Origin of the sequence: Paenibacillus ihuae (assembly GCF_001368795.1) — a bacterium.
Classification (GTDB): Bacteria; Bacillota; Bacilli; order Paenibacillales; family Paenibacillaceae; genus Paenibacillus_AQ; species Paenibacillus_AQ ihuae.
Map to the genome: position 1 here is coordinate 103684 of NZ_LN831201.1, position 11520 is coordinate 115203.

14 protein-coding genes and 2 riboswitches are annotated in these 11520 nt (G+C 46.9%); of the genes, 3 read left to right on the plus strand and 11 right to left on the minus strand.

Annotated features, from left to right (window positions below; all coding sequences use genetic code 11):
- The 3 genes from AQR02_RS24865 to AQR02_RS24875 form a co-directional block, all read right to left on the minus strand.
- Positions 1-570, minus strand: a 570-nt coding sequence (locus AQR02_RS24865) for a TetR/AcrR family transcriptional regulator (RefSeq protein ID WP_082452069.1), incomplete at its 3' end; no start/stop codon positions are given.
- Between the two features lie 468 nt (positions 571-1038).
- A complete protein-coding gene (locus tag AQR02_RS24870) occupies positions 1039-1356 on the minus strand; it encodes a hypothetical protein (protein ID WP_054943087.1) in 318 nt (105 codons plus the stop codon).
- 412 nt (positions 1357-1768) lie between these two features.
- Positions 1769-2179, minus strand: coding sequence for a hypothetical protein (locus AQR02_RS24875; RefSeq protein ID WP_054943088.1), 411 nt, complete (start codon positions 2177-2179; stop codon positions 1769-1771).
- 105 nt (positions 2180-2284) lie between these two features.
- Positions 2285-2485, minus strand: a riboswitch (cyclic di-AMP (ydaO/yuaA leader).
- Positions 2486-2909: 424 nt separating this feature from the next.
- A riboswitch (cyclic di-AMP (ydaO/yuaA leader) is annotated at positions 2910-3077 on the plus strand.
- A gap of 164 nt (positions 3078-3241) precedes the next feature.
- Here AQR02_RS24875 and AQR02_RS24880 point away from each other — a divergent pair.
- Positions 3242-3694, plus strand: a complete 453-nt coding sequence (locus AQR02_RS24880) for a hypothetical protein (RefSeq protein WP_054943089.1) — start codon at positions 3242-3244, stop codon at positions 3692-3694.
- 67 nt (positions 3695-3761) lie between these two features.
- Here AQR02_RS24880 and AQR02_RS24885 read toward each other — a convergent pair whose 3' ends face one another.
- The gene (locus AQR02_RS24885) at positions 3762-4001 is read right to left on the minus strand and encodes a hypothetical protein (RefSeq protein ID WP_054943090.1); all 240 of its coding nucleotides are present in this window, start codon (positions 3999-4001) and stop codon (positions 3762-3764) included.
- Between the two features lie 370 nt (positions 4002-4371).
- On the opposite strand from AQR02_RS24885, the gene AQR02_RS24890 reads away from it, so the two are divergent.
- On the plus strand, positions 4372-4986 hold the full coding sequence (locus AQR02_RS24890) for a hypothetical protein (protein ID WP_054943091.1): 615 nt from the start codon (positions 4372-4374) through the stop codon (positions 4984-4986).
- Between the two features lie 256 nt (positions 4987-5242).
- Here the strand turns inward: AQR02_RS24890 and AQR02_RS31595 are convergent, their stop codons facing one another.
- From AQR02_RS31595 to AQR02_RS24915, 6 genes are all read right to left on the minus strand, one after another.
- Complete coding sequence (locus AQR02_RS31595) at positions 5243-5437, minus strand: hypothetical protein (protein ID WP_082452070.1); 195 nt, start codon at positions 5435-5437, stop codon at positions 5243-5245.
- A gap of 331 nt (positions 5438-5768) precedes the next feature.
- Positions 5769-7055: an ABC transporter permease gene (locus AQR02_RS24895; protein WP_054943092.1), complete on the minus strand. Its 1287-nt coding sequence runs from the start codon at positions 7053-7055 to the stop codon at positions 5769-5771.
- Positions 7048-7950 (minus strand): ABC transporter ATP-binding protein, encoded by a 903-nt coding sequence (locus tag AQR02_RS24900; protein WP_054943093.1) that lies wholly within the window; start codon positions 7948-7950, stop codon positions 7048-7050. The genes AQR02_RS24895 and AQR02_RS24900 overlap by 8 nt, the downstream gene beginning before the upstream one ends.
- A 2-nt stretch (positions 7951-7952) precedes the next feature.
- A complete protein-coding gene (locus AQR02_RS24905) occupies positions 7953-8882 on the minus strand; it encodes an ABC transporter ATP-binding protein (RefSeq protein WP_054943094.1) in 930 nt (309 codons plus the stop codon).
- A 16-nt stretch (positions 8883-8898) separates the two neighbouring features.
- Positions 8899-9294, minus strand: coding sequence for a GntR family transcriptional regulator (locus AQR02_RS24910; RefSeq protein WP_054943095.1), 396 nt, complete (start codon positions 9292-9294; stop codon positions 8899-8901).
- A 16-nt stretch (positions 9295-9310) separates the two neighbouring features.
- On the minus strand, positions 9311-10039 hold the full coding sequence (locus tag AQR02_RS24915) for a hypothetical protein (protein WP_054943096.1): 729 nt from the start codon (positions 10037-10039) through the stop codon (positions 9311-9313).
- A 195-nt stretch (positions 10040-10234) separates the two neighbouring features.
- On the opposite strand from AQR02_RS24915, the gene AQR02_RS24920 reads away from it, so the two are divergent.
- On the plus strand, positions 10235-11017 hold the full coding sequence (locus AQR02_RS24920) for an MBL fold metallo-hydrolase (protein ID WP_054943097.1): 783 nt from the start codon (positions 10235-10237) through the stop codon (positions 11015-11017).
- Between the two features lie 193 nt (positions 11018-11210).
- Here AQR02_RS24920 and AQR02_RS32655 read toward each other — a convergent pair.
- On the minus strand, positions 11211-11520 hold a 310-nt coding region (locus tag AQR02_RS32655), incomplete at its 5' end, for a hypothetical protein (protein WP_159067838.1).

Genomic DNA, 11520 nt, shown 5'->3' on the forward strand with positions numbered 1-11520 from the left:
AGTAAATAAACGTACGCTTTCTTCAATAAATTCGTTCAGCGTCTCATCCGAAACCGCTTCTTTCGCATTTAGTCTACTGATAAATGCTCCAAAATTCATCCACATGAACAATAATGCTTGGATTTCAGGATTTGAAGTGACAACTTTGCCTTGTGATGACATGATAGTTAGATATTCTGCGAGCAGGTTTTTTAAATGCTTGGGGTTGTTGGAAGCCTCTTGAAGAATTGAATCAGGAAGAGTACTACTTCCTTTTAGTGAGATTGAAATTAGTTTTCTGTTCCTATTCATGATGTTATGGTAAGTTCGGCTGAGTGTAAGAAGATCCTCATGCAGATTTCCTTTAAGCTCCTCGTTAAAAAGCTTTGTCATCTCATTGCCGTAGTGAAACCGGTTGAAAGCGGCCTCAAGCAGTTTTTCTTTCGTTCCAAAATGCCGAAATATGGTGACTTCGTTCACTCCGGCAGCTAATGCGATTTCTTTGGTAGTTGTACTGTCATATCCTTTTTCGGCCATGAGGTTGATGGTTGCCAGCAATATTTTCTCGCCAGTAGTTGGATTAGCGCTCATGAATCCTCCTCTTTTTTAATGCAAGTGCTTGCTTACATTTCCATTCTAGATTAAGTGTAACTAAATGTCAAGAGAGAGGGGATTGGATCCGTTTCGCAATAAAGTAGCTTACTTCGATTGTTACAAACGGGGAACGATAGTTAAAAGTAAAGGGGTTCCCATCTTAGTCATGGATAATTAGTCATGGATAATATGTAAAACCCTTTACTTTATTTGATTTTCTTAGAGGGTTTCTTTGTCCCTGGCAAAGAAACTCAGCAGATACCAAAACGGGAAAGGTTAAATGGGTAATCTCCATTGTTAGGCTTGCTATGGATGGCTAAGTACAGAAGACTCTTTTGTTTATGCGCCGGATGGCACGAAACGGGTATTAGCGAATATTGCCGCAGTTTATCAATCAGGGAAAACAATTTCGCCGTCTTTGCTGTTAACATCAAAAAATCCTACCTTGTGTTCTATAGCCAAATTTCAGATCGTAGTATATGCTTCCTTAGCTACGGAATAAGGGAAAGCCGCATAGATCACGGCGGAGCCCAGTGAGTAGTCGGTTAACCGGTTTTCAGTTCCGGCTTCCTCCATAGCTTCAAAAATCTCATCATCTACATTCATATTGGGAAAATGCTCCGATAATTTACTGTACAAGCGCTGCAACGACTCTGAGCAGACCGAAGGATCATTATATTCATGATTTTCCAACCATTTTACTTGCTCATCAAACCAATCTATAAATTTTTGCCTTTCCCTCGGTGCCCTGGACGGCTCGAAAACCATCAAATCATAGCTCAATAGAAGTCCTCCTAAATAGATTTCACTCCTATAATGGCGTTGAACACTTGCCCCCATCTTCTGACTTTCAATCTTATTTTTGTCCGATTATCGGAACGTATGTAGCGCGATAGCCGGATCTGTCATTTATGCTACGGTTCACACCACTATATCTAATAAAAGTATACTTTAATTATCAACGGAGTTATATGATAATCCTATTTTTTAATAGAAGATCATACCGTTTACTCTGCTAAACTGCCCGTTAGCGGAACGAAAAATGGAGCAGCTGCCGTCGGCAAACTGCTCCAAGTGTGTTGAACTATCGTTTCCCGTTAGGAAATTGAATCACTTCGAGGGAGCTTAATGAAGCATCGTCAGTCTAAATACTTTATTTTCTCGATACATCCGCTTTATACGTCTCTTCCCTGGTTCAATATTCACAATCTGCTACCAGATGACCCACATTCCCGCTATGGGTATAGATGACATGGTCCGCCCCAAGCCCTTTGTATACCAGTCTAGGATTCATGGAGGTGGTAATGACAAAGATAGGCTTCGTGGTCCACGTCCGGCACATCTGCACATAACGGCAGCATAAAGCCACACTGCTCTCGAACAGATAAATTCTGCCTACGGCAAACGTCGGCCTAAGCCAAGTGTTCAGATGCCGGGTATCGACCTCAAAAATAACCTCAACCCCCAGCTCCCGGAGCCGCGCGTGCTCAGAAGGATTGTTGGCAAGCCCTGCTATCCGGCAGCCTTTTATTTGGAGCATTCTAACAAACTGTTCCCCTGCCTTCGTCGGAGCGCAAATGAGCACATATTCCTCCTGGCCGTCCATCATTTTCTCCCCCTCTCGGCTTACGTCGCCGGAATTCATCTATACGGACACAGCAAAAAACCACAAAGGATTCCCTTTGTGGTCCAATAAACGGTCACAATGCGCCTATCCTCTCTACACTACGCTTACGAGGTTAGCTGCCGGATTCGGGCGTTGAGAGTCGCCCTACCTGTTAACCATACGAGACTTTTTCAGCTCTCGCAGTTTCCCAGGATTCACCCCATAACCGGTTCCGCCTCTCACGATCGGCTTCCGGTTGTCTGGTTCCCCCGCTCTCCATAGACGGAGATTAAGCGGATTGCTTATTTAATTGTGCTTAAACAGATGTAATCATACCTTCTACGAGGATCGGTTGTAAAACGCTAATAGCGCCCAAATAATGCATTAAAAGAGATGATTTCCGACTAATAGCGCTTACTTAAGCTTTATTCTCCCTAATCCTCTTATTTCCCTGCTTTTCTGAAGGGTTAGCAAAAGCAGATAAAGAATGCTAGTTCATAAATCTTTCGGAGGGGTTACAGCGTTTCTTGTCTTTTTTCATTAAAAATCAAAAGATGACGCCTGAGCGAGAAAATGACCTGATAAACGCTGATAAATAGTCTTTTCGACTAGCGCAGCCTTGTTCCCGCCGCAATTCCCTGCTAATCCGCAATTAGAGAATCCCTTTGCTTTTTTACAAAGACATGCCGGAAAGAGTATGATTCGTGTTGAATCGATTCGCAAAAATAATGATATTCGAACGCTGAATTCCCGCCCAGCGGGAAACGGGGGAACCATCCGGCTGATACGGCCATGGGGTGAATCCTGAGGAGACTGCGACTCCCGCATTCTCACCAGGTAGGGCGACTCTCACCGCCCGAATCCTGCAGCTAACCTCGTAAGTGTATAGAGAGAGCCCCTTGATTCCGCCACGTTTTGGCATCAGGCCTGTTTCCGCCTGTATCCGGACCGCAGCAGAGGTTCTCCTCTGCCTGCGGTTTTTTGCGCACCGCTATACATTTAAGTTAGACACTGTAATTCTCTATCTTGTCTATCTCTTAATCGAGGAAGGAACGTGCTGACATGCCTGACCTTTTATCCCCGCAGCCGGCCGCTGCCGCCGGATTTGAGCCATATATCCGGGAGTACAGCGGAGGTGTCCTTGCGCTCAGCTCCATTCTGCTCGGGAAGGGCAGTGAAGCTGAGCGGGTGACGGCCGTAACCTTCAACAAACTGTATGAGCCTTATTGCAAAGGAAAGCTCAAAGCAGCCGACTTTCCGGTAGAAGCCTACCGGGAGTGCATCCTGCAATGCACAAAATCCGCGAAGAGCCGGACTCTGCGCAACTCTAAAGAGTTGTCGTGGGACGATCAGCTCGTAAAAGCGCTATGGTATGGACTGCTGCTTCCGCTGCCCGAAATCGGCACAATTCTCGGTAAGAGCCTGCCGGCGCTGAAAGCTCAGCTCCGGCAGGTTCGTGAGCACACGGCGGGGCAGAAGCCGCTGAGATCACAGGCTAATTTGTCTATTGTGTAAATGGCGCGCCTGTTCTTCTGATTCTTTCACCAATAAAGCCGCAGCAATCCGCTGCGGCTTTATTAGCTTACTTGCCCTTACTGTTGCCCTTATTTTTGCTCTTGCCTTTGTCTGCATCTTTGCCCTTAACAGTGGCGCTCTTAGTAAAGCGCAGAAAAGCCATCAGGCATCCCAGGATTCCAAGACCAAGCAGCAAAGTCTGCAGCGCGCCCAGCACTGTTGAGCCTTCGGGCCTAAGCATACTGCTTACTATGATCAGTACAATGGAGACCGTGACCAGCACGGGGGTTTTTATGTTTAATTTCAAAATCACCACTCCTTACTATTAAGGTACACTATAAACGGCCGGATCACCAGTTTTAGTGGGTCCCTTAGCCGCTGTGCCCAAAAAGGCACCTCCGCATTAACTGCGGAGGTGCCTTTAAATCGTTGTCCCTGGAACGAATTATTAACTTAATGGCTGCGCTTATAATACTTGCCAAAGAATACGATCGCCATAAGCATTCCGGTAATGCCATTCGTGTTCTCAAATCTTACCATGTTATTTAGTTTCCAGACACTTCCTAATATATTATATTTGAACAAGTTTCTTCCATTCATTTAATGACGGGATGAGGTATGCTTGATAACGGATTTGAGCAATGTCAGTTCTATTTCATAACAAGGAGGTTATTTATTTGATTCAACAAATTATTGATGCACTAAATGAATTAACAGAAGGTGAGGGATATTTCTCTATTGATCAAGCCGTACGGGTAGACAACGACTTGCACCTCACCCTAACCATGTACAAGGAGGTTTACGGAAGAACTGTAGGAAAGCATGCCTCCTGGAGCATTATTTGCGAGGATGTACGTGATAACAACCTTGGAATCAGCAGCTCATTTCTTTATTTGCGTATTTTGAGAGATCATCCGGTTTTATTTAAATACAACAAACCCTACTTTTGGATTTTAGGTCCAAAAAAGATGGCGGAAAACGAAAAAATTTATGGTCAGCTTTTTAAAGAACTTTCTAATTTTCTAAATAAATATAATGCTGTTAATAGAATTCATGATTTTCTGCCTGTTCAGCCAGGTTTCACTCAAGGCCTTATTACACTTACCTTTGGGCCTCAGGAAATTGCAGATATTTACCGCAAGGTGCTGGAAAAGGAGTCCATGCAGGTTACGCTCGAGTCCTATCCGTTTATCCACTCCGATACAGGAACGGAACAAATCCTGCTGTTCGTTAATGCAGAACATTCCCTTTATGTTGTCGCTGAACATTTTCATATTACAAGAATGGATTAGCCTGCCTTTGATTTCAATTATATGAATAGGAGAACATTATAATTAAGAAAAATTGGGCTTACGGTTTAGGCATTCTTCTAACATTTACTCTATTTTTCAACTGCAGCTTTTCCGCGTTTGCTTCAGATTCTGCAGCGTACTATGTTTTCTCCGAAGAATAGTAGACAGTTTCGTTGCTTGTAAAGCACCAAAAAGCCCATCCAATAATCAAAACATTTCGACTCTGGATGAGCTCTTTAGTTTAAATAAGATCGTATTATTCGCTACGTTTATTGTACCTTCCAATGCTTACGATAGTCAGTAGCATACCTACAGTCCCTAAGCCGGCTAGTACGCCTTGCGAAAAATCCATTAGATTACTTCCATTAGATTGTATGAATTGACTGCAAATAATAGATGAGAAAGATGCCAAAAATAATGCAGCTACGTTTTGCTGTTGTTTTTTATTCATTTTATCCACTCCCTAATAAAAATTAATATAAATAATATTAAGTATTATAGTTGAATCTAAATTAATCACTTCAATTAGCCCCTAATAACCTCAAAATCCAACGAGTTATCCGGCTTATAAATAACCGCTTTTTTATACAGTATACTGATTTTTTCTCACAGTAGTCTATTTTACCTTTATCGAACTTTAAGAAAGCAAACCCTTGATTTATCAATGTTTTCCTTTAAATCAAGGGTCCAATATGTCTAGAACATGTGTGGCGATTCTGTCCGATTTATTCCCTTGAACTGTCCGAACTATAATGGCTACTCATATCCAAAATTTCCACTCCTTAAATTTTGTATGCCTTCATTGCTTTTCTAATCTCTTTGATACTAGGACGTTTACCATACATCAGGACACCTGTGCGGTAGATTTTGGCCGCCAGCCAGCCTAACAGGAAGATAGTGACCAGCAGAATAACCAGTGAAACTGCGATTTCCCATACAGCCACATCCCCGACACCGATCCGCAGCAGCATGCTGAGCGGTGAAGTGAACGGTACGTAGCTGGCGATCTTAACCAGCAGTGTGTCCGGTGCAGATACGCTGAAGGTCGGAATATAGTAGTTCACAAAACCCAGCATCATCACTGGCATGCTTGCCTGGCCCAGCTCCTCGGTGCGGCTCACGATCGAGCCTACAGCGGCATACATCAGCGCATACAGGAAGAAGCCCAGAATATAGAGGATGAGGCCGTAAACCAGAATGCCTACATTAAGTTGACTCAAGTCAAGATCGAAATCCGTCAGAATACCCGAGTTATGCGGCAGCAGCAGGTTCGCCGCAATGCTCGCGGCAATGATGGCAATCTGCAGCAGCCCGACCAGGAACACCCCAAGCACCTTGCCGAACATCTGGCTCAGCGGTGAAGCGCTCGTAATCAGAATTTCCATAATGCGCGAACTCTTCTCTGCTGTGACCTCAGCGGCAATCATATTGCCGGTCAGCATAATCGATAAGAAGAAGAGCATCAGCAGTACATAGACAATCACATAATTGATCGCTGGTGCAGATTCATCCTGACCGCCACCGTCAGTTCCGCTTCCTCCGCCGATCTGCTGTGTCCCTATCGTGACTGGCGTGAATATGGCGGACACCTCCTGCTGCGTCAGCTTTCCTTCCGTAATCAGCTGCGTATTGACTTGCTGCAGGGCAGCTTGCAGATAGCTCTGAATATCTCCGTCGAGCTCTCCTTCATTGCTGTGGTAAGTAACCGGGGGAATGCCTCCGCCAGCAGCAGTGCCGAAGGTGAGATAACCTTTAATATCGCCCTCTTTGATTCCCTTTAGAAGCGCCGCGTCCTCCTCAGACGCATAAGACTCAAGCAATACCTGGGTCTCGGAATCTTCCGGCGCAGTATAGGCCAGCAGGAGTTCCGATACCGGGGTTCCGACTTCCGTAACAACTCCGATGCGTGCAGCCCCGGCTTCATCGTCCCCGTTGAACTTATCGATAAAATAAGGAATGTTCATACCAATAGTAATCAGCAGCACGATGATCAGCGTTGTGATCGTAAAAGATTTTGTCCGTGCCTTATTTTTGAATGTAAATCCGATAATCGGTCCCAGCTTATTCATTGGATTCACCCACCGCTCTGATAAAGATTTGGTTTAGCGTCGGTTCCTTGATTTCGAAATGTTCAACTTCACCGGCAAGCACGGCGTGCTGCAAAATCCGCTGCGCTGCCCCAATCTCACTGATCGCCAGCACATAGCCCCGCTCCTGCCGCTGCACTGCGGTTACCCCGGCGATTCCCTCCAGTCCGGAGACTTCTCCAACCGTCCGCAGGAATACCTCCTCGCGCGGATAGCCCTTTTTGATCTCGCGGATATCGCCTTGAACTACTGTATTGGAACGGTCAAGGATGGTAATGTTCCGGCACAGCTCTTCGACATGCTCCATGCGGTGGGTAGAGAACAGGATACTCGTCCCCTGATCGCGCATCTCTCTGACAGTGTCCTTTAAGAGCTCTACATTTACCGGATCCAATCCGCTAAAGGCTTCATCGAGGATAAGAATTTGCGGTTTATGTACCACGGCAGCAATAAAGCCCATTTTCTGCTGATTGCCCTTGGAGAGCTCTTCAATCTTCTTGTTGTAATATTCCGGCACTTCGAAGCGGTCCAGCCAGTAACGCAGGCTCTTCTCCGCATCACCTGCCGCCATGCCGCGCAGCCGGGCCAGATAGATGATCTGCTCGCTGACCTTCACCTTCGGGTACAGGCCGCGCTCTTCCGGCAGATAGCCCATCAGGTGCTGCAGCTCGTTGTTGAACGGCTTGCCGTTATATAAAATCTTCCCTTCATCAGGATAAATCAGACCAAGCACCATGCGCATTGTTGTAGTTTTGCCGGCGCCGTTGGCCCCCAGCAGCCCATAAATTTCGCCTTGCTCCACCTTCAGGTTAATTCTGTTTACTGCCGTTTTGTCACCGTATTGCTTCACTACCTGTTCCAGCTTCAAAGCTTCCATCGTTAGTCCCCTCTCTTCTGGTCGATCAGGATTGGACAATGCCCTTGTGTCCATAAGCTGAGTATTTCATCCAATTCCAGAGCCCGGCTCTTAATAACCTTTACGCCCAGTTGTTGGATACGTTTCTCATTTTGATGAAATTTCTGGGTAATAAATGAAACCATTCCAGATTGCTCCCAGCTGAGATTAAGAACACCCGGCAATTCTGCCGCCAATTCCTGCAGTTCTTCCTCATCTGCAGCATTTACCCAGACCTCGTTCCAGGAGCCGAACAGACTGTCTTTCTCGGCCATGCCGAGCAGCTGCCCATGGTGCATAAGCACAATATAATCGGCCAGCCTCCGTACTTCCTCGATGATGTGGGTACAGATCAGCACAGTTGCGTTAGTCACATCCATATATTTACGCAGTGCTTCTATCAGGATCTTCCAGGCAAAAGGATCAAGACCGGAAGACGGCTCATCCAGCAGCAGCAGCTTGGGCCGCGCTGCCAGCGCAGCGGCAATCTCGAACTTGCGGCGCTCACCCTTGGACATTTTGCCCAGCCTTGCCCCTTGCGGCACCTCGAATCTGCCCAGTAATTCTTCGAAATACTGCTGGTTCCATGCCGGGTACCACTGACTTCGAAACTCAGCTGCCTCTTCCGCTGTCCATAGATTCTCTTCGCTCTGCGAGTTCTCCGGGACATAGGCAATGGTTTGCCGCAGGGCGAGCGGCATCCCCTTCCCGTGCGCCTCTTCATACCAGCGAATCTCGCCCTCTTCAGGGAAGCTCAGCTGCATCAGCATGTGCAGTAGTGTGCTTTTGCCGGAGCCATTCTGGCCTACTAGTGCGGTTATATAGCCCTGCGGGAGATTCAGATTAAGCGGTCCGATCATCCGGTTACGCCGTTTCTTGCTTACATTCCGCAGTTCTATGGCCTGTTGTACCATGCAATGACTCCACCCTTCATCCCTGTTTGTTATATTTGCTCTTCACTATGTCCGTAAATATCCGGGTCAGCTCTTCTGCACTGCATTGCACGGACAACCCGACATCGACGGCACTTTCCACTGCTTTGCTGACGGCGTCCAGCTTGTATTCCTCCATGGCGCCTTCCCCCACATGGGAGACGAAGGTACCTGTTCCCTGCCGGGTCCGCAGCAGCCCTTCATTCTCCAGATCCTGATAGACCCGGCGGACTGTAATGACGCTGCACTTCAGATCTCCGGCAAATTCGCGGATCGAAGGAAGCAGTGTACCTTCTGTTATTCCGCCGCTGATAATGAGTGACCGCAGCTGTGTTTCAATCTGATGGTACAGCGGCTCAGCGCTATTTTCGTTAATCTGAATGGGTATCCACATATTTACCACCGCCCTCTCATACGAGATCGCGGCTCTTAAGCCGTTGAATCGTCCATGCGGAGAACAGCTGCACCGATGCAGTTCCCAGCAGCAGCGTTCCCCACATCAGCGGGGACAACAGCCCCCACTCCTTAGAGTAGTTCGCAGTGTACAGAAACAAGTTTTCTCCAGCCAGACTAATGAGTAGAGCAGCAATGATGGACAGCAGCATGAAAAGAAAGAGCCATCCGCAGTAGGCTTTGCCGCTGGTCAGCAGTTCAATGAAAATGAACAACCCCGTAACGATCAGACCATAGCCGACCCAGGTCAAGGCGAAGGTCAGATAGGCCGGCAGAGGGAGCTCGTGCCGCATATCGGAGCTAAGGGTATAGATCAGGCCGAAGAACAGTACTCCGTTCAGCGAAAAAGAGAACACCATATGAAGCTTTCTTTTGCAGAGGATCACTGCAGATGGAACCGGCAAACTGCGCATGTAGGCCAGCATCCGGGTATAGGAATCTTCCATCACATACTTCATCGTCCGTCTGGAGAAGGTAAAGCCCAGCATAGGAATGACGGTAACGAGCATAAAGTCGGCAAGAACCTTACCCTCCCCTTCGCCCAGTACGTCATCTGTGACCATTCCGGTCATCATCCCCATATACCCCATTAATACGACTGCCCCAAGAAGTGCCCACACCAGCTTCAGCCTATCGCCGCGGAAGTCACTCCTAACAATAATCCAGGCCTGTTTAATTGTTGTCATGCTGCCTCAACCTCACTTTAATTCAGAGAATATACAGATTCAGTGTGTATAGCTCTGTGCTTACTGTATATATCTATATACACAGTATATGTCCTGTATTTTCCAGAGTCAAGGCTTTGTTTGGATAAATCTTGAAACTGTTACCTGTGGCCCTTTATGCTACTCGTAGACAATGTCACTTGGGGAGGTATATATATGTTTAAGGATCCTTGGTTTACGGTTCAGCGGATTGATGAGGACACCTTTGCTATCAGCGAATACGGGCATTGGGAGAAGGTTCATTCCTTTCTGCTGATCGGGCAGAGGAGAGCCGTCCTGATTGACACCGGCCTCGGAATCGGCAATATCCGTAAGATTACGGACGAGCTGACATCTTTGCCTGTTGATATATTCACCACCCATGTCCATACCGATCACATCGGGTGCCACGGGCTGTTCGCGGATATTTATGTTCATGAGGATGACCGGGATTGGCTCATTCACGGCATCCAAGGCTTAACAATTGAACAGATTCGAAAAGATATACGGCGGGATTTGAGCAAGCCGTTACCGGAAGGATTCAATCCGGAGACTTACACACCTTATCAAGGTATACCGGCCGGACTGCTTAAGGATGGCGAGGTCATTGATTTGGGAGGCCGAAGCTTGAAAGTGTACCATACTCCGGGTCATTCGCCGGGGCATTTATGCTTTTTAGAGGAACTCTCGGGTTTTTTATTCACAGGTGATCTACTGTATGATCAAACGCCTGTTTATGCCTTTTATCCTTCTACCAGTCCTGCGGATCTGGTCAACTCTCTGGAACGGATAGCGGGAATTCCGGGGGTCACGAGGGTATTCGGCTCGCACAATACGCTGGGGCTAAAGCCGGAGATTCTGGAGGAAGTGAAGCTTGCGGTTCATTATTTGCAGGAGAAGGAACTGATCCGGTTCGGTACCGGCATCCATGCCTTTAAGGGGTTCAGCATTAAATTCTAAGCTTCTGTGGAGGAGCCTTCAGGAGTACCTAACTCATGAACGGGTTCGGGGTTCGGGGTTCGGGGTTCGGGGTTCGGGGTTCGGGGTTGAAAGTGTGTTCCTTGGTTCGTTAGCTTATTAACTGGAAATTCGTTCAATTCCTTATAGATGCACTAAGCGGCGGCAGGGGAGAATATATTAACATTTGTACCTACTACAGACAGCTGTTTGTGAATTCTACGGGATTTATCCCACTAATTACGCCATGCAGCCCGTTTTCGGCAAATTCTACGGGATTTATCCCACTAATTTCGCCATGCAGCCCGTTTTCGGCAAATTCTACGGGATTTATCCCACTAATTTCGCCATGCAGCCCGTTTTCCGCAAATTCTATGGGATTTATCCCACTAATTTCGCCACGCAGCCAATTTTCCGCAAATTCTATGGGATTTATCCCATTATTTTCGCCACGCTGCCCGTTTTCAGCAAATTCTACGGGATTTATCCCACTAATTTCGCCACGC